The sequence below is a fragment of the Actinotignum inguinis genome (assembly GCF_051265835.1).
In the GTDB taxonomy this organism is placed as follows: domain Bacteria; phylum Actinomycetota; class Actinomycetes; order Actinomycetales; family Actinomycetaceae; genus Actinotignum; species Actinotignum timonense.
The window spans coordinates 1-24,134 of record NZ_JBOZDP010000011.1 but is presented as its reverse complement, the minus strand read 5'-3'; the positions used below and the strand labels follow the sequence as shown (position 1 = coordinate 24,134).

Here is a 24,134-nt window from a genome sequence, read left to right as displayed (position 1 = left end):
GTAGCGGGTAGCGCCGCGATCACATAAGCTGACAACGTCGAAAAACCCAAGCAGGCGAAACACATCGGGGGAGCACAATGAGCACGGGAATGCGGGTATCGAACGATAAGCGGCTGGTCCTAGCCACGGGCCGCGCCTATCCGGAGTTGGCGGAGGAGGTTGCGCGCTGCCTGCATATCAGCATGCTGCCCACCACCATCTACGATTTCGCAAATTCAGAAATTTACATCCGCTATGAGGAGTCGATCCGTGGGGCGGATGTTTTTATTATGCAGGCTTTCAGCAGCCCCATTAATAAATGGCTGATGGAGACGCTCCTCATGGTGGATGCCGCCAAGCGTGCCTCCGCCAAGCGCATCACCGTGGTGGCGCCGTACTACCCCTACGCTCGCCAGGATAAGAAGCACAAGGGCCGCGAACCGATTTCGGCGCGGCTGGTGGCCGATCTGCTCAAGACGGCCGGCGCAAACCGCATTATGAGCGTGGATCTGCACGCCGCGCAGAGCCAGGGTTTCTTCGACGGGCCGGTGGACCACCTGTGGGCGATGCCTACGCTGGTCGAATACGTCCGCTCCATTATTACCGGCGACGACGCCGTTATGGTCTCACCCGATGCCGGCCGTATTAAGGTGGCCGAGCAGTGGTCCTCGCGCCTGGGCGGAATTCCGCTGGCTTTCGTGCACAAGACTCGCAATATTGAGAAGGCCAATACCGCGAAGGCCAACCGGGTGGTTGGCGATGTGGCCGGTAAGACCGCCATTATTGTTGATGACATGATCGATACCGCCGGCACGCTGGTCGGGGCGATTCGCGTGGTCAAGGATGCCGGTGCGAAGGACGTTATTGTGGCGGCCACCCACGCGCTGCTTTCCGGGGAAGCGGTCGAGCGGCTCTCCAATGCGCCGATTCGTGAACTCGTGGTGACCGACACCGTTCCGATTCCCGATGAGAAGCGTTTCAAGGGCTTGACGGTGCTTTCCATTGCCCCCACCCTGGCGCGCGCCATCGACGAAGTCTTCGAGGATGGCTCGGTGACCTCGCTATTTGACGGCGCGTACTAAAAACGCACGTGGTGGTCACATCGAGCTGGGCGCTGTCCGTACTTGTCTTCGCTACCGGGTTGGTGGGCGGCATTGTGGGGTACCTGACCGGGGTGGCTTCGCTGGTTACCTACCCGGCGCTGCTGGCCCTCGGATTCCCGCCGATTACCGCCAATGTGACGAATGCGATCAATAATTTCGGGAGCAGCCTGGGCTCGGTGCTGACCGGCTGGCGCTCCATGCGGGCGGTGCAGGCCTATCCGTTGTGGCCGCAGATGTTTATCAGCGCGGTGGGCGGAGCTATCGGCGCGGTGCTGCTGCTGGCTTTCGACCCGAAAGTGTTCGAGTTCGTGGTGCCCTGGCTGGTCCTCATCGCCACCCTCTCCACCCTGGTCGGCCCCTACCTGGAGCGACGCGGCATCCACGCGAATGTCCCGGTTCCTACCTTCCTGGTGCTAGTGGGTGTGCTGGGCGTGTACGGAGGTTATTTTGGGGCGGCCTCGGCGGTTGTTTATCTTGGCATCGCCGCGATCCTCACCCCGATGACCACCCACGAGGCACTGCTGCTCAAATCCCCGGTGCTGGGCTGCGCCAATCTCACCGCGCTACTGTTCTTCATCTGGTCCGGGGAAGTGGATTACGCGGCGGCGCTGACCATGATGCTCGGCGGGCTGCTGGGCGGTATGGTCGGCCCGCACCTCCAGCGCTTCCTCCCCGGTGGCGTGGTGCGCTGGCTGGTCGGCATCTTCGGGACGGCGCTCGCGATCTGGCTGTTGCTGCGGGCGTTGGGGTAGGGCGGCACGGCTGGCCCTTAGTTCTTCAGCCGCCACCGGTTCAGTCCTTTATCCGCCACCGGCTCAGTTCTTTATCCGCCACCCGCGCTGGCGGAATGCCTCGGCCAGGCGAGCGGTTGCGGGAACTTCGCGGCTCGAAATACGCGGAAGCGCGGGTCTGCCCGGGTTGAACATCATGCGGGCGAGCCGCCGAGGGAGGTGGAGATCCGGGTGGAAAACCTGAAGTTCGATCCAGCCGTAGCTGGTGCGGAGCTCGCGCCGCTGGCGATCCTTGACCTGCTGGGAGGCGTCTCGGTGAGGTGCGCCGTCGTACTCCACAATGATGCGCTGCTCCTCGAAAAGCATATCGGGTTGGCCGAGCGGGCAGCCGTCCGGGGCGAGAAGCATCTGGTTGAGGCGCGGTTCCGGGAATCCCGCCATGACGATAAGGAGTCGCAGCAGGGTTTCCATTGGCGAATCCGCGCCCACCCGCGCCCAGGCCAGCGCCGCGCGGAAGTGCGCCACAAAATTCCAGCTCGGGTGTTCGGCCAGGAAAGCCTCCAGTCCCTCGCGGGTGGCATAGGGTGCCGACCTCCCCTCGAAGCGCCGGCGAGGAATGCGCAGGAGCGCGTCAATTGCCGCGATGAGCTGGTAAAAAGATAGGTCCGGCACGCTCGCCAGCACAGCGCGGGGCCGGGAGGCGATGCGCAGGTTCCCGCCGGGCGTGCGGATCGTTTCGATGTCGCTGTCCAGCAACTGCGTGCGATCCCAGCGGATGAGGGGGTGTGCATGTGGGTAGTTTTTTGAAGGGGATGAGAGGGCTACGGGTTTAGAGCTGTCCCATGTCACTAGACGAGGTGGCAGTGGCAATCCCCAAAGGCGCATTGCGGAGATCCCTGTTACCACGCTTGTAGGAAATTTATGAAGGAGAGCAAGAAGCACGTCGACTTCCGTTATGTCACGTTTGGAATCCCGATAAATTCCGGGTGCTAGCCGCTCAAAACACCGATGTCGGGTGAAGGACCGAGGTAGCCCAAGCTTATCGAGCTGCGGGAGGCTAAAGATGGGAGGATGCGGTGGAAGATCTCGTAGTCGTTTGCTCATGGGGCGAGTATCGAGCCTCGCGGCCATTTGGGCAAGCCTCTATCCACAGGAACAAGCGGTTATCCACAAGTGAAAGTTGACTGGGAATCGCTGGAAGGTGCCGCTAGCGTGCCTCCGCAGGTGCGCCAAAACAAAATGTACGTAGGTGACAGTTTTTCGGCGTTTTAATTTCCAGGATGTACATTCTGTGGGCCTTAAGGTTCAAAATGCACGTTTTGCGTGTGGGCGAGGGGTGGTACGACGACGGCGCCAGCTGGCGGGGCGGATTCTGGCGGTGAGGCGTTGGTGGGGCAGGAAGGGTGCGGGTGTGTGAGGAGCGGCAAAAAACTTTGTTTTTTGCCGCCGTCGCCCTAAAATTGACGGCGTTGCTTCGGCGAGGGAGGGAGCTCGAAGCGCGGAATCACCCGGTCGTTGAATTGGGGAATCGCCCGGTCTACGGGATGGCGATTCTGGTAAGCCTGCGGGGCAGGGGAGCTGGGAATCGGGATTCGCGCTCGCGGACTCTTCCGTTATCGACGCGGCAGGCGCTCCTTCGGGTGGCCTGCTTTAACGAGGCCACCACCCGGCGCGGCGTACGCGGCGCGGGTGTTTATATGGACAATATCGAGGTCAGCCCGCGATGTGGGTGACCGCTAATCTAACGAAGGAGAATCATGGCTATTGATGCTGCGAAGCTGACTGCCGAAACCCGTGATGAATTTGGCAAGGGCGCGGCTCGCCGCCTGCGCCGCGATGGGCGCGTTCCCGCCGTGCTTTACGGGCACGGAATCGAGCCGGTGCACGTGCACCTGGATGCTCACGATCTGTTCCTCGCGGTCAAGGGCAATCCGAATGCCCTGGTCAGCCTCACCATCGACGGTGAACTTACCCTCGCGCTGGTCAAGGACATTCAGCGTAACCCGCTCTCCCGCTCCATCGAGCATGTGGACTTCCTGCGCGTCAAGCGCGACGAAAAGGTCGAGGTTGAAATTCCGGTGGTCGTTGTGGGCGAACCGGCTCCCGGCCTTATCAACACCCTGGAACTCCTCAATATCCTGGTCTCCGCCCCGGCGATCGATATTCCGGAATCCATCGAGGTCAATGTGGAAGGCCTCGAAGATGGCGCCCGCGTGACCGTGGCCGACCTCAAGCTTCCCGAGGATGTGGAAGCCCTGGTCGATGGCGAAGAAATCGTGTCCCTGGTCATGGAGCCCCAGGTGGATAAGGCTCTGGAAGAAGCCGACGCTGCCATGGCCGAAGCTCAGGCAGAAGAAGCAGCCGAAGAAGCGGCAGCTTCCGAAGGTGCCGGCGAGTAATTCGGCGATGTACCTCACTCGCCACGAGTGACTCTCACGCGGCCGCGGACGCAATGTCCGCGGCCGCGTGCCGTGTCGGCGTCGTCGTAAAAAATACGAAGTACGCAGGGGCGGAACAATCCCGGGCAAGCGGGTACGGTTGAATATGCACAGGAGGAACGCATGTACGCTGTTGTTGGATTAGGCAATCCCGGTGCTACCTATGCCGGAACTCGCCACAATTGTGGGCATATGGTGGTGGCGGAGCTCGCCGCGCGTTGCGGGGGGCAGTTGCGCTCGCACGGCGCCACCCAGACGAATCAACTTTCCGCGCGGGTCGGGGTGGCGCCCGGGCAGGCCGGTGAGCAGGTCATTCTTGCCACGTGCCAGTGCTATATGAATACGTCGGGCGGGCCGGTCAGCGCGCTGCTGCGCTATTACGACTGCCCGGTGGAGAATCTTATTGTGGTTCACGATGAGCTTGATCTCCCCTTCGGGACCCTGCGCCTCAAGCGCGGCGGGGGCGAAGGCGGGCATAACGGGCTCAAGTCGATTTCGCAGTCCACGGGCTCGAAGGATTATATTCGGCTGCGCTTCGGTATCGGCCGGCCGCCCGGGCGCCAGGACCCTTCCGATTTTGTGCTGCGGCCCTTTAGCTCGACGGAGCGCAAGGAGCTTGATGTGCTTATCGCGCAGGCCGCGGACGCCGTGGAGGATGTGCTGCGCAACGGGCTGGTGAGCGCCACGATGCGCTTGCATACGAAGCATTAGCCGGCCGCGGTGTGGAGCTGCGGTGCCGCGGCATACGGCGCGGAGCTGCGGTGCTGCGTCACCGCTGTGCCGAACCGCCCGCGCTGCGCTGTGCCGAACCGCCCGCGCTGCGCTAAATCGCCGGCACCGCGCCCGCCCTGTGCTGCGCCGCACCGAGCGAGAACCGAAACCCCAGAAGGACGAGGAAGGAAACGAGCGTCCCGTGCAATTAGAATCCTTGCTGCCGCTCATCGGCGCCGATCCCGCCCTGAGCAGCGCTGCCGCCTCGACCGCCACCCGCCTGGATATTCCGATGCCGCGCGGGGTGGTGCCGCCGGCCCTGGCGTACCTCGCGCGCGCGAATGCCTCGGAAAGCGCGGCTCGGCAAACCGGCACGGCCGCCGCACCAGAAACCACGAACAGGCCAGAAACCACCACCCCCCTCCACGTGGCCATCACCGCCTCTGGGCGGGAGGCTGAAATCCTTGAGGGCGCGATGCGCGCCTACCTTCCGGCGGAGCAGATCGCGGTGTTCCCCTCCTGGGAAACGCTCCCGCACGAGCGCCTGTCCCCGCGTTCGGATACGGTGGCTCGCCGCCTCCTCACTCTGCGCCGCCTGGCCCATCCGGAGGAATTCGCGCCGCTGCGTCTGCTTATTATGCCGGTGCGCGCCCTGCTCCAGCCCATTACCCGCGGTCTGGGCGATCTGGCGCCGGTGCGCATCCGCCTCAACGAGGACGCCCCCATGGAGGAGGTGGAAAATGCGCTGGTGAACGCTGCTTACACCCGGGTTGATATGGTGGAACGCCGCGGCCAATTCGCGGTGCGCGGCGGCATTCTGGACGTTTTCCCGCCCACGGAACGCCACCCGATCCGCGTGGAATTCTTCGGCGATACCGTGGACGAAATCCGCACCTTCTCCGTGGGCGACCAGCGTTCCATGGAGGAACGCGAAGAACTCTACGCCCCGCCCTGCCGCGAAATTCTCCTCACCGAATCGGTGCGCACCCGCGCCCGCTCGCTCATCAGCGAACTGCCCGGCGCCACCGATATGCTCGACAAAATCGCCGCCGGCATCGCCCCGGAAGGCATGGAATCCCTCACGCCGGTGCTCGTGGACGGCATGGACGCCGTCGTGGACGTGCTTCCCGCCACCGCCCGCCTCCTCATTATCGAGCCGGAGCGCGTGGACCAGCGCGCCGAATCGCTCATCGCCACCACGGAGGAATTCCTGGCGGCGGCCTGGAGCGCGGCGGCGGCCGGCGGCACGCCTCCGGTGCAGGCCAATGCGGCGAGTTTCGCGACCGTCGCGGCCACCCGGGCGGAAGCGCTGAAACGCGGCCAGGCCTGGTGGACGCTCGGCGGCTTTTCCGGCAACGCATTGTCCGGGAACGCTCCGTCCGGCAGCGCCGTCGCCGAAAACGTCGCGTCCGCCGGGGGCACCACCAAGAACGACGACGCCGGCGCCGCTGTCGCTGCGCGCGAACCGCGCAAATTCCTCGGGAAAGTTGATGAGGCTCTCGCCGCTATCGGGGAGCAGGCACGGCGCAGGGTGCGCCAGGCGCTGGTGGTGGACGGGCCGGGCTTGGCGCGCCGCTACGCCGAACAGCTCGGTGAGCTGGGTGTTCCGGCCAGCGCGGTAGCGGAGCTCCCCGCGCATTTCGAACCCGGGGTGGTTTACGTGGTGGCCGCGCCCATCGCCGAGGGGTTCGTTATGGAAGGCCAGCAGCTCGGGGTGTACGCGGGTGCGGACCTGACCGGGCGGGGCGGTTCTTCCACTCGGGATATGCGCGCGCTGCCCAAGCGGCGCCGCAAGAATGCCGTTGATCCGCTTTCGCTGACTCCCGGAGATTTTGTGGTGCATGACCGCCACGGGGTGGGCCGTTTCGTGCGGATGGAAAAGCGCGCGATTGGCGGTAAAGGCGGGCAGCGCGAATATATTGTGCTCGAGTATGCGCCGTCGCGGCGCGGCGGGCCACCCGATCAGCTCTGGGTGCCCACCGATCAGCTTGACCAGGTCTCGAAGTATTCGGGTGGGGAATCCCCGAGCCTCAATAAAATGGGCGGGGCCGATTGGGAGAAAACCAAGTCGAAGGCCCGGGCTGCCACCCGCAAAATTGCTTCCGAGCTTATTCGCCTCTATGCGCAGCGCATGGCCACCCCGGGTATCGCATTTTCGCCGGATACTCCCTGGCAGCGCGAGCTCGAGGACGCTTTCGCCTACGTGGAAACCCCCGATCAGCTGCATACTATCGACGAAGTGAAAGCCGATATGGAAAAGCCGGTTCCCATGGATCGCCTTATTTCTGGGGATGTGGGCTACGGCAAAACGGAGATCGCGGTGCGGGCGGCTTTCAAGGCGGTGCAGGATGGCCGCCAGGTGGCGGTTCTGGTGCCGACTACCCTGCTGGTGGAGCAGCATCGCGAGACTTTCGAGGAACGCTATGCCGGCTTCCCGGTGCGGGTGGCGGCACTCTCTCGTTTCCAGAGCGCGCGCGAATCGGAGGAGGTCATCGCCGGGCTGGCCGACGGCAGTATCGATGTGGTGATCGGTACCCACCGCCTGCTCACGGGAAATGTGCGTTTCAAAGCCCTCGGCCTGGTGGTGATTGACGAGGAGCAGCGTTTCGGCGTCGAACATAAAGAGACCCTCAAGCAGATGTACCCGAATATCGACGTGCTCTCGATGTCGGCCACCCCGATTCCGCGCACGCTGGAAATGGCGGTGACGGGGGTGCGGGAAATGTCCACGCTGGCCACTCCGCCCGAGGAGCGCCACCCGATTCTCACCTACGTGGGTGCGCGGGAAAATCGCCAGATCAGCGCCGCGATTCGCCGCGAGTTGCTGCGCGACGGCCAGGTTTTTTACGTGCATAACCGGGTGGGGGATATGGGCCGGGTGGCCGCGCAGCTCGGCGAGCTGGTGCCCGAGGCGCGCATCGCCGTCGCCCACGGAAAAATGAGCGAACGCGATCTGGAAAATGTTATTCAGAATTTCTGGAACCACGAGATCGACGTCCTCATCTGCACCACCATCGTGGAAACGGGCCTCGATATTTCCAATGCGAATACGCTCATTGTGGATAATGCCGATAAGCTCGGGCTTTCCCAGCTCCACCAGCTGCGCGGGCGCGTGGGCCGCGGGCGCGAACGCGCCTACGCGTATTTCCTTTACGACCCGGACCACGCGCTCACGGAAACGTCCCTGGAACGCCTGCGCACCATCGCCGCGAATACCGACCTCGGGGCCGGCACCCAGGTCGCCATGAAGGACCTCGAAATCCGCGGGGCCGGCAATATGCTCGGCGGCGAACAATCCGGCCACATCGAGGGCGTCGGTTTCGATTTGTACGTGCGCATGGTCTCCGAAGCGGTCGCGAAAATGCGCGGGGAGATTTCGGGCGACGACGACGCCAGCAGCGATGTGCGCATCGAGCTGCCGGTGGAAGCCTACCTACCCGAGGATTACGTGCCTTCCGAACGGTTGCGGCTGGAAATTTACACCAAGTTGGCGGCATCGCGCGGGGAGGCCCAGCGCGAGGAAATTCGCGCGGAATTGCGCGACCGCTACGGGGATATTCCCGAGGTGGCCGCGCGGCTCTTCCGGATCGCGCAGCTGCGTGACCTGGCGCGCAGTGCTGGGCTGGAGGAAATTACCCAGATGGGGCGCAATGTGCGTTTCGCGCCGGTGGCGCTGCCCGATTCGCGGCAGGCGCGCCTCAAGCGCCTGTATCCGGGGGCGATGCTCAAGCCCGCGGTTCGAGTCCTCATGGTGCCTGTCCCGCCCGCGCTCGCCGCGGGGAGCGGCGGGGGCGTCGCCGGGGGAAGCGCGCGCGCCGGGGCGGGTAGTGTGCGCCCGGTATCGCTCGGGGTGGCGCAGACCTCCGCGCGCCTCGGGAGCGGTGCGCCCATGGAAGGTGATGACCTGCTTGAGTGGGTGTCCCATCTCATTACTGCGGTATTTATTTCCTCGGTGGGCTAGATTCTAGTTTGAAGTACCTTTATCAATCCTGTCGTGATTTGATAAATTAAATCGTACGTTGTGGCGGTGGAATAGATGGGCTGAGCTGCGGGTACCCGCGTGGAAAGCTGGCGTGCTCGTGTGTTTATGTTCGTTAAGGGCGCCTAAATCCAAGATATGGGATGACGCAACGGCACCGATGGTGGTGGCCCTGTGGAGTGGCTGCTCTTAGCGTAAGGAAGAATATGAAGAAAGTACTCAGAGGTGTCGTGGCTGCCGCGACCGCCTGCACGGTGATGCTGGGCGGCGTGGGCGCGGCTTTCGCGGATTCGACGAGCCCGAACGGAGCCACCGCGCCGGTTGCTTCAGATGCCTCTTCGGGTGCCGGAGCTGCGGGTGCTGCCGATGCGGGCACGCCGGCAGATGCCGCCGCTGCTGATACCAGCACCGCCGACTACGCCGCGGGCAAGATTAACGAAGCCCTGGGGGCTACCCCGGCCGAGCAGGCCGATGCCTGGATGGTCAGTGCGCTGCAGAATCAGGCCTCTCACTATTCCAAGGCCTATGTGGATCAGCGCTTCGTTGCGGCTGCGCAAGCCTATGTGAATGCCTACTCCAACGGGGTATCCGACCTGGACAAGGCCATTGTTGAAGTAACCAAGACGGCCAAGACCGTTGCGGAAATGGATCGCCGGGTCAACGAAGAATTCCAGAAGTCCGCGGCCGGAAACAAGAGCGAAGTCGTCCAGAAGATTCGTTCCTGCATCGACCTCGCCAAGCAGGGCAAGAGCAAGGAATTCAACCAGTGCCTCAACGGCATTATTGTGCTGCAGAACCTCGAAGCCTACGAAAAGATGATTATCGCCGGTGACGCGGTGCTCAACGGGGATGTTTCCTATATTGATGCGGAGACCCTCGCCCAGCTCAAGAAGGACGTTGCTTACCTGCGTGAAGCTACTGCGTACCGCCCCGAAGCTGAGAAACTGACCGGTAAGACGTGGTGGAAGGATATTGATCCCGCCACCATTACCCCGCTTGGGGATGCCGATTATGCTCGCCTGGAACAGCTGCGCTGGATTATCTCCGGTGAAAAAGAATTCAACGGCGTGAAAACCACCTACGGGCAGAGCTCGGATCGGGTGCGTGACCTGGTCCGCAAGGCCGGCTCCCTCAAGGCCAAGGCTGATACCGCTGCTCTCATCGCGGGCTTGCAGAACCCGGTGGTACGCAATGCGGCCCAGCAGCTTTTCGATGCTGCCCCGGATAATTACGCTGCCGATACCTTCTCCCATGTGCTTCCGCTCCTTGATGCTTGGGCTACCAAGCTGAGTGAAGCAAAAGCAGCTATTGAAGCCGAACAGGCCGCTCAGCTCAAGGCGCTGGCCGCGCTGGATTGCGCTCCGCAAGCCGCGCGTACCCAGGCCGAAGCCGATATCAAGGCAGCTACCGCTGCGGCACTCGAGAAGCTCAAGCCGGTTGTGGACGAAGGCGTGCTGACCTCGATTCGTGCCGAGCACGAGGCAACCGTGCGCGGCATCGTGCAGAAGGTTTCCGCCCTTAAGGAATGCACGCCGGCCGACCCGGCCCCGACCCAACCGGCCGAACCGACGCAGCCTGCGCAGCCGACCGCTCCGGCTCAGCCCGCGGATCCGACTGCGCCCGCGCAACCTACTGCGCCCGCGCAGCCCACTGCGCCCGCGCAGCCCACTGCGCCGGCTCCCGCGGACCCGGCCCCGGCAGGATCCGCCAAACCGTCCACTCCTGCTAAGCCCGGCAAGGCCGTGGTGAAGAAGTCGGCGAAGAAGCTCCCGAATACCGGTGCGGACGCCGCTTCCTTGGCGCTCCTTTCCGGTGCCTTGCTCGCCGGTGGGGCGCTCGCGGTGCGGCGTCGTCGTGCTGCCTAAACGCGGCCATTAACTGAGCTGATGCTCGGGCGGGCCCGGCACGTGCGATATACCAGCGCGTGCCGGGCCCGCTTTTTTGAAAAACTAGTGACGTTTCATTTTTTTGCTCTAGGATGATAGAAAGCACAACAAAGGAGTTGTTATGACGATGAACGTGAGTCCGAATCTTCTCAAGAATTTCGCGCGGCGCACGTACGGCGTTGCGGGGGCGCTGCTGGTCATCGCGATTTTCCTCCAGATTGCGGGACCATCCGCCATGGAACCGCTCACTGATCTTCTCGATGGCACCGCAGATCCGGTCAAGGTTGGCCTGGCCTTCGTAGTCAAGGTGCTCATGGATATCTTTACCCTGCAGTTGGCCGGGGTTGCCGCGCTCATCGCTTTCCTGGCTCACCCCGTGCTGACCGCGGTGGTGAAAGAGGAAGAAAGCGGGGCGGGCGGCGTCGTCGTACCTAACGGCGCAGCGGAAGAAACCGCGGCGCACTAAACTCTCCCCACGTGTTCGTGAGCTAGTTAGCACCCGGGCGGTTCGCGCGCGGTGCCAAAGTCCCGAGTGGGCGAAAATCTTCGCGGCTCAGGGCGAAAACGCCGAGTTAATCACGGCCTGAGCATGACGCGCGCGGGTGTTTTGAGAGACAATAGAAACAGCGGATATTCCGCGCAGGTAGCCACAACTATGTGGCACGGTCTATATGAAGGAGTACCTGTGGCATTCATTGAGGCAGTTAACGCCCGCGAAATTCTCGACTCCCGTGGCAACCCCACCGTTGAGGTTGAAGTTGTCCTGGATGATGGCACCTACAAGCGCGCATCGGTTCCCTCCGGCGCGTCCACCGGCGCCTTTGAAGCCGTGGAAAAGCGTGACGGTGATAAGGGTCGTTACCTCGGTAAGGGTGTCGAGCAGGCAGTGGAAGCGGTGAACGAAATCATCGCTCCGGAAATCATTGGCATGGACGCCAACGATCAGCGCGCTCTTGACGCGCTGCTCATTGACCTGGACGGCACGGATAACAAGGGCAAGCTCGGCGCGAACGCCATCCTGGGTGTGTCCCTCGCCGTGGCGCACGCCGCCGCCGAATCGGCCGGCCTGCCGCTCTACCACTACATTGGCGGCCCGAACGCCCACATCCTGCCCGTTCCCATGATGAACATCCTCAACGGTGGCTCGCACGCCGATTCCAACGTTGATATTCAGGAATTCATGATCGCCCCGATCGGCGCCGAAACCTTCAAGGAAGCGCTGCGCTGGGGTGCTGAGGTGTACCACACCCTCAAGAGCGTTCTCAAGGAACGCGGCCTGGCCACCGGCCTGGGCGATGAGGGCGGCTTCGCCCCCAACCTGGATTCCAACGCCGAAGCTCTGGACCTCATCGTCGAAGCTATCGAGCGCGCCGGCTACACCCCGGGCAAGGACTTCGGCCTCGCCCTGGACGTTGCCGCCACCGAATTCTTCGAGAACGGTGTTTACAAGTTTGAGGGCGGCACCAAGTCCTCGGACGAAATGATCGCCTACTACGAAGAGCTCGTGGAGAAGTACCCGCTCGTGTCCATCGAGGATCCGCTCTCGGAAGACGAATGGGATGCCTGGAAGAAGCTCACCTCCGAAATCGGTGACCGCGTCCAGATCGTTGGCGACGACCTCTTCGTCACCAACCCCACCCGCCTCCAGAAGGGCATCGAAACCAAGGCCGCGAACGCGCTCCTGGTGAAGGTGAACCAGATCGGTTCGCTGACCGAAACCCTCGAAGCCGTGGAGCTCGCGCACCGCAACGGCTTCCGCACGATGACCTCGCACCGCTCCGGCGAAACCGAGGACACCACGATTGCGGATCTCGCTGTGGCCACCAACTCCGGCCAGCTCAAGACCGGTGCTCCGGCCCGTGGCGAGCGCATCAACAAGTACAACCAGCTGCTGCGCATCGAAGACGAACTCGGTGAAGACGCAGTCTACGCCGGTCGCGCTGCTTTCCCGCGCTTCAAGGCCTAAGGTTCTGGAAGCTCCGGGCTGGCTAGCTGGGTAATCAGGTAGCCGGTGGCGAGTAGCCGGGAGGCCGGTTTTCCGGTTCGCTTATAGCGCGCTGCTTGCTGATAGGGCTGCTGGTCTGCCCGTAGCGCTGCTGGCTTGCATATATAGCACTGAGCGCCGCTCCTTCTCTTCGGGGAAGGGGCGGCGCTTTGTTATGGGGCGGGTGTGCGGCCAGTTGCTTTTTGTGAGCCGCGATGTCAAGGGGTTGCTTTTTGTGAGCCCTCGGCAGGACTAACCGCCTCTCATCGGGCCGGCTCACAAAGTGGTACTGGAGCTACAGCCAACACCCGATTTTCTGTCGTGCAGTACCACTCTGTTCGTTCCGCTGTCGTGGAGTACCACTTTGTTGGGTAGCAGCGGGTGTCAGCGGGTGTCAGCGGGTTAGCCCCGGCGGTCCCGAAATGAAGTGCGCTTAAGAGCACCGTTTTGGGGCGATTTCCTGTCTCTAACGCGCACTTGACGGGGGTCACGGTTCGAAATGCGCACTTTGGCTCCCGCCGGTTCACCGCCCCGGCGGGAGGCGGGGTGCTTTTCCGAGGTGTACTTCGCATGTACGACATCTGCACTACAGCGCGGACAACACATGTCCCCTCCCCAGGTGCTGGTGTGACTATTGAGGTTTGTGAGGCTCGTGAGATTCTCGCGGGCTGGTCGCTGAGGCTTGTCGAAATCAAAGTGCAACGGCAGCTACGTTAAGAAATTGTTTTGATGTCGTGAGGTTGCATCCTGTGAGGGACTTGATCACCCGGATGCATTGTGTGAGCTTGGCGGGGGCGCGCCCTATTCGCGGGCGGTAATGCTAGGCGCCTAGACTGGTAGCCATGAGTGTTCGCCGTCCCCCCTCGCGCCCCGAGCGCAACCGCCGCATCTCCGCGCGCGGAGTTCAGGGGAATCAAGGATTTGAAGCGAACCAAGGAAATCAGGCGAGCCGTCGTGATGCTGCGCTGAATCCCCGGGACGCGGCGCTGAACCGCAGGGATGCGGCGCTGAACCGCAGGGATGCGGCGCTGAATCCCCGGGACGCCGGGGCAAACCCCCGCTCAAGTGGTACCCCGCGAAAAGCATCCGACCTTATGCCGCACGGTAAAACAGGTAGTCGGAAACCGAAGCGACCCGGTAGGGGAGCGGGCGGCGATGTGCAGGCGCCTTCAGCCCGCACAGCTCGATCACCTCACTCAGCTCGATCACCTCACTCAGCTCCTCGTTCAGCCAGCTCTCCGGCTCGCGCCGGGGCTGCTTACCGCAGTGAAACGTCATCACGCCCGGGGGCTGCCCCGCGGCCCGGAGCCAAGCCCCGCACCGGAGGGAAGCCGTGGCAGGGCGGCAATCAGCGCCAAGCCACCATTAACCGCTCGGATAAAACCAGCTATTCCGGGCAGGGCGGTTCGCGGGGGAACAAAGCCGGGCGAAAAGGCCAGCGCCGCGCCATAAAAGTGGAATCCGGTCAGCGCCAGCACACCGTGAGCCTGCGTGCGGTGGCTATCGCGCTTTTCGCGATCCTCGCCATTATTATTGTGACGCCCACGGTTTCGCGTTTCTCAGAACAGCAGCACGAATTGCGGGCGGTGCGCGCGGAGCTGGAAAGCGTGCAGCAGCACACCCGTGAACTCGAAGTGGAAAAAGCCCTGTGGAACGACCCGGATTACGTGCGGGCCCAGGCTCGGGTGCGGCTCGGTTACGTTGTTCCCGGCCAGCGGCTCTTCGTGGGCGCGGATCCGAATGAGGGCACCGCCCAGGAGCAGCTGGAAGAACGCGTGGCCACCGTCAATCGGGAACGCCGCGCGAATACCCCGTGGTACATTACCGGCTGGGATTCCATCACCATCGCGGGTAATTCCGTGGACGGGCAGATCGATAACCCGGACGAAGCCCCGATGTACACGCCGCCCACGCCGCAACCGGAAGGTGCCACGCAGCCGGAAGGTGAAACACCGGCGGACGGCTCGGCTCCCGCCCCGACAGAACAACCCGCCGAACCGCCCGCAGAAGAACCCGCGCCTGCCCAAGATACCGCGCCCGCCCCCGAAGGAGAATAAGCATGACCGATGTCCTCACCGAGCGCGACGTCACCCCCGAGCTTCTCACCCGCATCGCCGCGAACGCCACCCCGCTGCGCCCCACCGACCGCGCCGAGGTAGCCGCCCAGCTCGGGCGCGTCCCGCGCGGCCTCGTCGGCATCGGGGCACGCTGCGCCTGCGGCCGCCCCGCGGTCACCATCACCCTGCCGCGCCTCGGCCACGGCGAACCCTTCCCGACCCTCTTCTACCTGTGCCTGCCCTACCTGGTCAAAGAGATTTCTCGCCTGGAAGCGCGCGGGGAAATGGCCACCATGACCGCTGCTTTATCCGACGACGCCGCACTGCGGGCCGCCCACCAGGCCGCCCATGAATCCTATATAGCGCGCCGTTCCCTGCTCGGCGAGGTCCCGGAAATTGCCGGGGTATCCGCCGGGGGCATGCCCGAGCGGGTCAAATGCCTGCACGCGCTGGCCGGCTACGCGCTGAGCGCGGGGCGGGGAGTATGCCCGCTGGGGGATCGTGCCCTTGACCTCGTCGGTTGGGATGGCACCACCTGCCACTGCGAGGATGCACCCGCCACGCCTACCGCGCCTACCACGCCTGCGCAGCGGGTTGCCGGCATCGATTGCGGCACCAATTCCATCCGCCTCCTCATCGCCGACGTTCCCGGAAAAGACGGCAGTTCCCTGAGCGATATCACCCGCCAGATGGAAATTGTGTACCTGGGCCAGGGCGTGGATGCCACCGGGCACTTCGCCCCCGAAGCTCTTGAGCGTACCCTCAACCAGGTTGATATATACGCGCGCCTGTGCCGGGAAGCGGGAGTGACCTCCATTCGTTTCGCTGCCACCTCCGCCACCCGCGATGCCTCCAACCGGGCGGACTTCCTCGATGGGGTCGTGGCCCGGATCGGGGTGCGCCCCCAGGTGCTCACCGGCACCCAAGAAGCCCAGACCTCTTTCTCCGGCGCAATTTCGGCGCTGAGTTCGCCGGCCTCCCCGGTGCTCCTCATTGACCTGGGCGGTGGCTCCACCGAACTCGTGCTCGGGCGTGCGGACGGCAGCGTGATCGCCAGCCACTCCATGGATATTGGCTCGGTGCGGATGCGCGAACGCCACCTGCGCCACGATCCGCCCACCCCGGCCGAACTAGAAAGCGCCCGCGCCGATATCCGCGCGGCCTTGGACGAAGCAGAAAAGCACGTTCCCCTCGGGCAGGCCGAAGAGGTGGTCGGGGTGGCCGGTACCGTCACCTCGGTAACCGCCACCTGGCTCGGGCTCGATACCTACGATTCGGCGGCCGTGCACGGCACCGCGATGCCGCTGGCCGATATCGAGAAAGTCACCGACTGGTTTATCCACGCCACCCTGGAAGAACGCGCCGCGCTCGGCTTTATGCACCCGGGGCGTGCCCCCGTGATCGGAGCCGGGGCGCTGGTCTGGCAAGAAGTGGTACGCCGCATCGCCCAGCGCCGCGCCGCCGCGGGCCGCCCGCTCGCCACCATCACCACCTCGGAACACGATATCCTTGACGGCCTGGCCCTCTGGGCCGCTCGGGAACCCCAGCCTCCCGCCCGGCCGGCCGTTTAGGCGGCCGGGTCCGCGCTGCCGCGGGCGTCGTCGTCGTGCAAGGTACCGGAAGCGCGGTGATGCCGCACCCGTATCCGGGTAGCGAGCGCCCCGAGAATCACAGAAAGTAACGTGCCGAGGAGTACGCCCACGCGCGCGTGGGCTTCGTGCGGGTCGGTGGGCGCGAAGGAGAGCTGCGCGATAAGCAGCGAGACCGTGAAGCCGATGCCGGCCAGGATCGACATGGGGAAAATATCGCCCAGGTGCAGGCCCTCGCCCAATTTGAGGCGGAAGACTTTCACGAAAAGCCAGGTGCCGCAGAAAATTCCGATGCATTTGCCTAGCGGGAGGCCCAGGTAGATGCCGATAGCGACCGGGTCGGCGAGCAGCGCGGTGATCCCGCCGGCCTCGGTAATATTCACGCCCGCGGCGAAGAACGCGAAAATCGGCAGCGCAATCCCGGCCGACCAGAAAATCAGCCGTTCGCTATAGCGTTCCGTGAGCGGGGTATCGTCCGCGTCGGTGGTGGAGGTGGGGATCATGAAACCGAGGACCACCGCGGAAATCGTGGCGTGCACGCCGGCGCGGAAGAAGCAGTACCAGCACACCAACGCCAGCGGCCACAGCAGCCACCAGCGGTTCCAACCCTTCCAGCACAGTAGGCCGAAAAGCGCCGCCACCAGCAGGCCGCCGCCTAGGAAGAGGAAATTCACGCCGTCGGAGAAGAAAATCGCGATGACGATAATTCCGCCCAGGTCGTCGGCCACCGCGAGCGTCATGAGGAAAATACCGGCGGCTTTCGGCAGCCCTTTACCCACCAGCGCCAGCACGCCGAGCGCGAAAGCAATATCGGTGGCCACCGGAATGGCCCAGCCGTCATAAATATGCGCGCCGGAAATCGCCTGGGTGGCGCAATACACCCCGATGGGGCCGAGCATGCCGGTGAGCGCGGCCAGCACCGGCAGGGCCGCTTTGCGCGGGTCGTTGAGGGAGCCGATGGTGAATTCCTGCTTGAGTTCCATGCCGACCACGAAGAAGAAAAGCGCGAGCACGAAATCCGCGGCCCAGTGCGCCAAATCGAGGTGGAGCCCCAAGCTTTCCGGGCCGATTTTTGTGGCGGCCAGCGCGAAATAGGTATCGCGGCCCGGGGAATTTGCCCAGATGAGCGCCACGAGCGCGGAAATAACCAGGACCAGCCCCGCGAAAGATTCATTGCGCAGCGCCTGGCTGTAACGCGTGACCGGCGCGGCGAGTTTCCCCACCCGCCGCAGCCCCGTGCGGAGCTTGCGCTGCCCGGTTTGCGCGGTGGTTTCCGGAGTTTCGGCGCTTTCGGCGGTGGTGGATTCGTGCGCGGTGGTGTCGCGGTTCTCGCGCTGTGTCATTCCCTCTCGATTCTATCTGCCCAGGTTTTGGTGGTACGACGGCGCAGCTACCGGCGGGCGGCCCTCGACGCAGGTAAAGCCGGTGAAGCGACGCGCTTAGGATCCCTCCTACTCTACAGGGTGGCGCGACAAGGTAGTATTCTGGGGATGTTCATACGCGCCCGTTGGGCTCGCATGTTCAGCCCCCGTAGCCCAATTGGCAGAGGCACCCGACTTAAAATCGGTTCAGTGTCGGTTCGAGTCCGTCCGGGGGTACTGATGGAGGAAAACCGAGAAGTCTTTCAGGAAAAATTCAGGCAGGGGCTTGAGAATAACCCTGGAGACGATATTGGACGAGTTATAACCAAGTTTGTACATGACCTGGATGCTAACCGGACGATGGTCGCGTCTGACAGTAGGCGGGCCGCCTATCCGGCGGTCCACCACAATACAGGAGGGTATTTTGTCGAATCCCGTGATGAGTAACAACCCGTATTTCCGCAAGGGTGCTGCCACACCGAACCAGCAGTTCCGCGGTGGCAATATTGCAACGGAACCGCGCCAGGGTTACCAGGCCGGCCCGGGTGTTTATGAACAGCCGAGCGGTTACGGTACGGAGCAGCCCGGCTGGTACAGCCAGTACGGCTTCGATCAGCAGGGCTCTGGCCAGGCGTATCCGCAGCAGGGCTATGACCAGTACGCGGGCGGCTCCGGCCAGCCCGGTGCTTTCGGGGCTCCGGCAACCGCCACCATGACCTATGACGATGCCATGGTGAAAACCGCGATTCTGCTGGCGGTCTCCATTGTTGCCGGCGCGGCCACCATGCTCTTCGTGCCGCTGGATTCGGCGATGATGCTCGCGATCCCGGCTTCCCTCATCGCTTTCGCGGTGGGTATGTTCGGGGCCTGGCGCCCGATGGTCGGCCCGGGTATCTCCATTGCCTACTCCCTCTTCCAGGGTGTGGCCCTCGGGGCGATCACCAATGCTTTTGACACTCTCTACCCGGGGGTGGCCTTCCAGGCGATTCTGGGTACCGCGATTGTGGTGGGTGTGGCGGTATTCCTCCACATGTCCGGGAAGGTCCGCACCACGGCCAAGGGCCGGCGGGTGGTCCTCACCATTATGATCGCCTACATTATCTTCGGCTTCGTCAATCTCATTCTGATGCTGACCGGCGTGACCAATTCGCTGCGCAATATTACGGTGGGTGGCTTCCACCTGGGGATCATCCTCGGGCTGGTCATGATCGCGGTGGCCGGTTACGTGCTCATCTCCGATCTGGAAACCGCCAAGCTCGCGGTGGAACGCCACGCCCCGAAGGAATTCGCGTGGACGGCAGCTTTCGGCATCGTCATGACGGTGCTGTGGATCTACCTCGAAGTGCTGCGCATCGTGGCCTACCTGGCCGCGTCCTCTCGGAACTAAAAGAATCGCGGAACTAGCCAGTACCGCGGGCAGGATTCGCGCCGGGGAACTGGCAGTGCTGCGTAACCAAGGCTGATGGCTATAACGAAGGCCGGGACGGATTTTTTCCGTCCCGGCCTTCGTGGTCTCCGGCGATGGCGGGGCTGCTAGCCGAGCGGGCCCGCGCCCGGGAGCGGGCAGGCGATCCCGGTGCGCGCATGGCACTGGTAGCCGTTGGGCACCTTATGGAGATACCCCTGGTGTTCTTCTTCGGCCAGGTAGAAAGGCCCGGCGGCCAGCGCCGGCACCACCTCCGTCACAATGGCGCCGCGCCCGGCCTGGCGAAGCACATCTTCATAGCCGGCAATCATGGCCCGGGCGGTGCGCTCCTGGGTGTCCGTCGTCGTAAAAATAGCGCTGCGATACTGGGTGCCCACGTCGTTTCCCTGCCGGTTCAGCGAGGTGGGGTCATGGGACTCGAAGAAAAGCTGAAGCAACTTTTCCAGCGGAAGCTCGCGCGGGTCAAATACCACCCGCACCGTTTCCGCGTGCCCGGTGCGGCCCGTGCACACCTCCGCGTAGGTGGGATTCGGTGTGGTGCCGCCCATATAGCCGACTGCGGTGCTCAGCGCGCCCGCCTCCCAGGCCAGCTTTTCCGCGCCCCAAAAACATCCCGAGGCCAGGTAGATAAGCTCCTCGCCCGGGCCGGGTTCGGCAAGGACGGGCGTGCCCAGAACAACATGCGGCGCCGGATTCGGATTAATCGGATCGGGCCGGCCCGGCAGTACGGGGGTAGCAGACAGATTCACGATCAGCTCCTTAGCTCTCTGGTCGCGCCCTAGCGCTCTGGCGCGCTAGCTTCCTAGCCTTCGTAGGGCTTGATATCGAGGATTTCCACCTTGACGGGGCGGCCCAGGCGGTTCTTGAAGGTGGTTTTCTCCCCCTTCTTCAGGCCCAGGATGGCCTGCCCGAGCGGCGCGCTTTCCGGATACACTTCCATTCCCACAATATCCGCGGCTTCGCGCGAACCGAGGAGGAAGGTTTCTTCCATGCCGCCAATCGTGGCCGTCACAACCGTGCCGGAAGCCACCTCATCACCCGAGGGCGGCTCGGATACGTGGGCGTTTTCCAGCAGCGCGGTCAGCTCCACGATCCGCCCCTCCAGCTTCGACTGCTCTTCGCGAGCCGCTTGGTAGCCGCCGTTCTCCCGCAGGTCGCCCTCCGAGCGTGCCGCTTCGATCTTCTTGGCGATCTCCGCGCGCTGCACGGTAATCATGTCGTTGAGTTCGGCCTTGAGGTGCTCGTACGTTTCGGGGGAGAGCCAGGCCCCCTTGGTGTTTTCAGACATCTCTTCTCTTTCTCGTCACGGCGGGCGGGTGCTCCGCGCACCTGCCCGGTTGGTCATTCTGTCATGAGCCCGCGCTCGCGCGGCGCAGCTCGGCACGCCTTCGTGCGGCGATGCGGTTGCGGGGGCCCGAGCGCTGGGCGCGGGTGGGACGCCCCACTCGGATAAAAAAATTCATGCCCTGACAGGCATGTTTCTCCGGCTAAGCATACCAGCCTTCCGGGCGATGTAACATTCCCCTGGATTTTCTGCTGGCGGGAGGCTCGCGTTCCACTCCGCTACCACCGCGGGGCAGCGCGCGGGCTGCCTTGGTAGAGTAGCGCGATAAGCGCCAGCGCCAGCTGCGGAAGGAGAAGGATGATGGACGAACGCCGCCTCCTCTGCGTCCACGCCCACCCGGATGACGAATCGTCGAAAGGCGCGGCAACCATGGCGAAATACGCGCGCCTCGGCCGGGTACGGGTGGTCACCTGCACGGGCGGCGAACGCGGGGATATCCTCAATCCTTTATTCGACGACGCAGCTCTGGCCGGGCGCACCATGGCACAGCTACGCCGGGAAGAAATGGCCGCCGCTGCCCGCATCCTCGGCGTTGAGCACGTTTTCCTCGGCTTCGTGGATTCCGGGCTGCCCGAGGGCTACCCGGATGCGGAGCTCCCCGCCGATAGTTTCGCCCGGGCCGCGGACGCGGATGTACACCGCGCCCTCGTGGCTCAGATCCGCGAGTTCCGCCCCCAGGTGGTGACCACCTATGACGAAAACGGTGGCTACCCGCATCCCGATCACCTGCGCACCCATACCGCCACCCTCGCGGCGGTGCGGCTGGCGGGGGAGCCGTGCTGGCCGGAGCTGGGCGAGCCCTGGCAGGTTTCCAAGCTGTATTACGACGCCAATCTTTCTTTCACCCGGCTCACCACCTTGCACGAAGCGATTCTTGCCGCCGGCCGCACCAGCCCTTTTACCGAGTGGCTGAAAGAGGCCGCGCAATTCCCGCGCCCGCAGCATGCCGCAAGCACGCGGGTCGGCGTCGTCGCATATTTCCCGCAGCGCGACGCGGCCATGCGCGCGCACGCCTCCCAAATTGACCCGAACGGGCTGTTCTTCGCGGCGCCGCGGGACCTGGAGGCGCAGGTGTGGCCGCATGAGGACTTCTACCTAGCGGCTTCCACCGTGGGCCCGGCGCCCGCGGAGGGGGAGACGGATCTATTCGCGCGGGTGCCCGGGCTGGAAAGCGAAGAGCAGGCGGCGGCGCGGTACCGTTAACCACCCCGCGCAACCAGGCCTGAGCCCGCAACCGCTATTTACTGCCCGTTCCCGACCCGCTCCCCGGCATCCTTGCGGGAATCCCGGGTGATGAGCATTTCCACGCCGTTTCGGTAGTCCTCAGATTCGGCGGCAACTTCCTCCGCTTCCTGGCGCAGTTCGTCCGCGGAGAGTTGCGCGGTGTGCCGCGGCATGGTGGCCAGCACCTGCTCGGCCTGGGCGCGCGGATCCCAACGGACCTCCGGCCAGCGCGGGGCCAGCCGGGCGAGCGCCTGGGCAAGGAGCTCGGTCACCGCGAGCCGCGCGAACCATTTGCGATCCGCCGGTACCGCATACCACGGCGCGTACTCCGTGGAGGTGCGCTCGAACATGGCCTGGTAGGCATCCATATAGGCAGGCCACTGGGCACGCGCCTCCACATCGGAGGGCGAATACTTCCAGTGCTTATCTCGGCGCGCCAGCCGGCGCAGCAGCCGCAGCCCCTGCTCCTCGTAGCCGATAAGCAGGGCGACCTTGACGAGCGTATAGCCCGCGTCCACCAGCTCCCGCTCGAACTCATTGATTTTTTCGTAGCGCGCTTCAATTTCCGCGGGCGTGGCGAGCTCATCGACCTTTCCAACCAGCACATCTTCGTAATGCGAGCGGTCAAAAACCCCGATCATGCCGGCCGGCGGCAGCGCGCGCCGGATCCGCCACAGAAAATCGTGGGAGAGTTCCTCCGCGGTGGGCACCCCGAAAGAGCGCAGATGTACGCCCTGCGGATCAACCATCCCGAGCACATGCCGGCAAATCCCGCCCTTCCCGGCCGTGTCCATACCCTGCACCACGAGCAGCACCCGCCGCTCGCCTCCCTGGCGCGCTTCGGCATAGAGACGTTCTTGCAGCTCAGCCAGGAGCTTCCCACGCTCTTTCATGGCGGCTTTCCCAGCCTTTTTATCCCCGTGCCAGCCCGGCGTGGAACCGGTAGCAACGGGCGCTATCTGAAAACCGTCCCGAACGTGCAGCGCAATCCCGGGCGCTGTGGTCCAGGTTCCTGCGTGCTCGCGCGCCTCCGTGTTCTTTTTGCTCATCTTCGCTCCTGTGCATTGCCGTTTTCGTGTGGTGCTGGGTATCAGTCTAAAGGAGGGGTACGACGCCGCCGCGGCCCTCCGGGCCGCGGGATCGGCCAACCGGGCTCGCTAGGCACGCAGGTTGAGGAGCGCTCAGCGCGTTGAGCTCTGAGCTGACCGTGTGCGGCGCGCGCTCACTAGGCGACGGCGAAGAGAGTGAGCCAGACCGCCACCGCATGGCAGGCGTAGCCGGCGACTGTTCCCGAATGGAAGAATTCGTGGAATCCCCAGGTACGCGGCCACGGATTGGGCCAGCGGAAAGCGTAGGCGAGCGCGCCTACCGTGTAGCAGATTCCGCCGGCAATAATGAGCCAAACGATGCCCGGGCCGCCGGCCTCCCACATATCCGGGAGGAACCAGATCGCCACCCAGCCGAGAGCAATATAGAGGGGAACATACAGCCAGCGCGGGGCGGCCGGCCAGAAATTGGAAAGCGCGATCCCGCCGAGCGCCCCGCCCCACACAATGGCGAGCACTAGGGCGGCGGTGCTGCCCGGCAGCAGGGCGAGGGAGAGCGGGGTGTAGGTTCCGGCAATGAGCAAGAAAATATTCGAGTGATCCAGGCGGCGCAGAATCGCGTGGACTTTCGGCCCCCAGGATCCCAGGTGATACACCGCGGAATGCCCGAAGAGCACCACGGCGCTCAGCCCGAACACAATGACTCCGATGGTGAGTGCTGCGTTGGGGGCAAAAACAATCTGGACGATCATATTCGCCAGTGCGAGCGGGGCAATAATGGCGTGCTGCCAGCCGCGCAATACCGGCTTCGGTAGCGCCGATGCGGGCAGGCGCCGCCGGGCGCTGCGTGCGCTGGACCGCGCTACCGCGGGCTGTGCCGCCCCGGCCTTCGATGCGCCGTTTTTCTTCTCACCGCGAGTCGCACCGCGAGGCGCAGGGGAATCACTACCGCGGTGGCGTTCGCTAGTGGCGTGACAAAGACGGGTCATGGTGCTCCCCACGTAATCGGTGATGCCTCCGGGGTCTCCGCAGGCCAGCAAGACGCGGCGGTGGGCGAAGCGGGACGTGTGGCTCCGGTTCCCCGCACCGGTCTGAGCCGCTGGCGTAAGTGTACGCTGCTTGCCTGAGTATTTTCCGGGTATCTTTTCCTGTTTGCTCAGGATGGGCGGGCTACAGTTAAACGGTTAGGCATCTAGCCGCGGCGCGTGACCGGCGCGGCCCTGGCACTGCGTGGCTCGGGTGGCCGCGGCCCTGGCAAGGCATGTTTCGGGTGGC

At 64.0% G+C, this 24,134-nt stretch carries 19 protein-coding genes and 1 tRNA gene; 13 read left to right on the top strand and 7 right to left on the bottom strand.

Features of this window, described 5'->3' with window-relative positions; translation table 11 throughout:
• Positions 1-77: 77 nt before the first annotated feature.
• Both ACRQFC_RS06425 and ACRQFC_RS06420 read left to right on the top strand, forming a co-directional pair.
• The gene (locus ACRQFC_RS06425) at positions 78-1,061 is read left to right on the top strand and encodes a ribose-phosphate diphosphokinase (protein ID WP_016443229.1); all 984 of its coding nucleotides are present in this window, start codon (positions 78-80) and stop codon (positions 1,059-1,061) included.
• Between the two features lie 11 nt (positions 1,062-1,072).
• The gene (locus ACRQFC_RS06420; RefSeq protein ID WP_284896514.1) at positions 1,073-1,834 is read left to right on the top strand and encodes a sulfite exporter TauE/SafE family protein; all 762 of its coding nucleotides are present in this window, start codon (positions 1,073-1,075) and stop codon (positions 1,832-1,834) included.
• A 63-nt stretch (positions 1,835-1,897) separates the two neighbouring features.
• Here the strand turns inward: ACRQFC_RS06420 and ACRQFC_RS06415 are convergent, their stop codons facing one another.
• Positions 1,898-2,569: a putative endonuclease domain-containing protein gene (locus ACRQFC_RS06415; RefSeq protein ID WP_284896513.1), complete on the bottom strand. Its 672-nt coding sequence runs from the start codon at positions 2,567-2,569 to the stop codon at positions 1,898-1,900.
• Between the two features lie 1,001 nt (positions 2,570-3,570).
• Between ACRQFC_RS06415 and ACRQFC_RS06410 the strand changes: the two genes are divergently transcribed.
• The 6 genes from ACRQFC_RS06410 (at position 3,571) to eno (ending at position 12,793) form a co-directional block, all read left to right on the top strand.
• Positions 3,571-4,212, top strand: coding sequence for a 50S ribosomal protein L25/general stress protein Ctc (locus ACRQFC_RS06410; RefSeq protein WP_087070445.1), 642 nt, complete (start codon positions 3,571-3,573; stop codon positions 4,210-4,212).
• Positions 4,213-4,374: 162 nt separating this feature from the next.
• Positions 4,375-4,962, top strand: coding sequence for an aminoacyl-tRNA hydrolase (gene pth / locus ACRQFC_RS06405; protein ID WP_284896512.1), 588 nt, complete (start codon positions 4,375-4,377; stop codon positions 4,960-4,962).
• 202 nt (positions 4,963-5,164) lie between these two features.
• The gene (gene mfd, locus ACRQFC_RS06400; RefSeq protein WP_284896510.1) at positions 5,165-8,923 is read left to right on the top strand and encodes a transcription-repair coupling factor; all 3,759 of its coding nucleotides are present in this window, start codon (positions 5,165-5,167) and stop codon (positions 8,921-8,923) included.
• Positions 8,924-9,147: 224 nt separating this feature from the next.
• Positions 9,148-10,806 carry an LPXTG cell wall anchor domain-containing protein gene (locus ACRQFC_RS06395; protein WP_284896507.1) on the top strand — a complete coding sequence of 553 codons (1,659 nt, stop codon included), beginning with the start codon at positions 9,148-9,150 and terminating at the stop codon, positions 10,804-10,806.
• Positions 10,807-10,948: 142 nt separating this feature from the next.
• Complete coding sequence (locus ACRQFC_RS06390; protein WP_284896506.1) at positions 10,949-11,293, top strand: hypothetical protein; 345 nt, start codon at positions 10,949-10,951, stop codon at positions 11,291-11,293.
• A 219-nt stretch (positions 11,294-11,512) separates the two neighbouring features.
• A complete protein-coding gene (gene eno, locus ACRQFC_RS06385; RefSeq protein ID WP_016443220.1) occupies positions 11,513-12,793 on the top strand; it encodes a phosphopyruvate hydratase in 1,281 nt (426 codons plus the stop codon).
• A gap of 1,110 nt (positions 12,794-13,903) precedes the next feature.
• On the opposite strand, the gene ACRQFC_RS06380 is transcribed toward eno, so the two are convergent.
• Positions 13,904-14,092, bottom strand: a complete 189-nt coding sequence (locus tag ACRQFC_RS06380) for a hypothetical protein (RefSeq protein WP_284896504.1) — start codon at positions 14,090-14,092, stop codon at positions 13,904-13,906.
• A gap of 215 nt (positions 14,093-14,307) precedes the next feature.
• Here ACRQFC_RS06380 and ACRQFC_RS06375 point away from each other — a divergent pair, with 215 nt between their 5' ends.
• Together ACRQFC_RS06375 and ACRQFC_RS06370 are read left to right on the top strand one after the other, a co-directional pair.
• Positions 14,308-14,868, top strand: coding sequence for an FtsB family cell division protein (locus ACRQFC_RS06375; RefSeq protein ID WP_284896503.1), 561 nt, complete (start codon positions 14,308-14,310; stop codon positions 14,866-14,868).
• A gap of 2 nt (positions 14,869-14,870) precedes the next feature.
• On the top strand, positions 14,871-16,439 hold the full coding sequence (locus tag ACRQFC_RS06370) for a DUF501 domain-containing protein (RefSeq protein ID WP_434736392.1): 1,569 nt from the start codon (positions 14,871-14,873) through the stop codon (positions 16,437-16,439).
• Here the strand turns inward: ACRQFC_RS06370 and nhaA are convergent.
• A complete protein-coding gene (nhaA, locus tag ACRQFC_RS06365; RefSeq protein ID WP_284896501.1) occupies positions 16,436-17,800 on the bottom strand; it encodes a Na+/H+ antiporter NhaA in 1,365 nt (454 codons plus the stop codon). The genes ACRQFC_RS06370 and nhaA overlap by 4 nt on opposite strands.
• 181 nt (positions 17,801-17,981) lie before the next feature.
• Here nhaA and ACRQFC_RS06360 point away from each other — a divergent pair.
• Positions 17,982-18,055 (top strand) — tRNA-Leu (locus tag ACRQFC_RS06360).
• 202 nt (positions 18,056-18,257) lie between these two features.
• Positions 18,258-19,205: a Bax inhibitor-1/YccA family protein gene (locus tag ACRQFC_RS06355; protein WP_284896500.1), complete on the top strand. Its 948-nt coding sequence runs from the start codon at positions 18,258-18,260 to the stop codon at positions 19,203-19,205.
• A gap of 146 nt (positions 19,206-19,351) precedes the next feature.
• Here ACRQFC_RS06355 and msrA read toward each other — a convergent pair whose 3' ends face one another.
• Positions 19,352-19,993, bottom strand: a complete 642-nt coding sequence (gene msrA, locus ACRQFC_RS06350) for a peptide-methionine (S)-S-oxide reductase MsrA (RefSeq protein WP_284896498.1) — start codon at positions 19,991-19,993, stop codon at positions 19,352-19,354.
• A 53-nt stretch (positions 19,994-20,046) separates the two neighbouring features.
• On the bottom strand, positions 20,047-20,532 hold the full coding sequence (locus tag ACRQFC_RS06345) for a GreA/GreB family elongation factor (protein ID WP_016443212.1): 486 nt from the start codon (positions 20,530-20,532) through the stop codon (positions 20,047-20,049).
• A 354-nt stretch (positions 20,533-20,886) separates the two neighbouring features.
• Between ACRQFC_RS06345 and mca the strand changes: the two genes are divergently transcribed.
• Positions 20,887-21,792, top strand: coding sequence for a mycothiol conjugate amidase Mca (gene mca, locus ACRQFC_RS06340; RefSeq protein ID WP_284896497.1), 906 nt, complete (start codon positions 20,887-20,889; stop codon positions 21,790-21,792).
• A gap of 38 nt (positions 21,793-21,830) precedes the next feature.
• On the opposite strand, the gene ACRQFC_RS06335 is transcribed toward mca, so the two are convergent.
• Both ACRQFC_RS06335 and trhA read right to left on the bottom strand, forming a co-directional pair.
• Positions 21,831-22,862: a PPK2 family polyphosphate kinase gene (locus ACRQFC_RS06335; protein ID WP_101595768.1), complete on the bottom strand. Its 1,032-nt coding sequence runs from the start codon at positions 22,860-22,862 to the stop codon at positions 21,831-21,833.
• 176 nt (positions 22,863-23,038) lie between these two features.
• Positions 23,039-23,848: a PAQR family membrane homeostasis protein TrhA gene (trhA, locus tag ACRQFC_RS06330; protein WP_087071166.1), complete on the bottom strand. Its 810-nt coding sequence runs from the start codon at positions 23,846-23,848 to the stop codon at positions 23,039-23,041.
• Positions 23,849-24,134 lie beyond the last annotated feature (286 nt).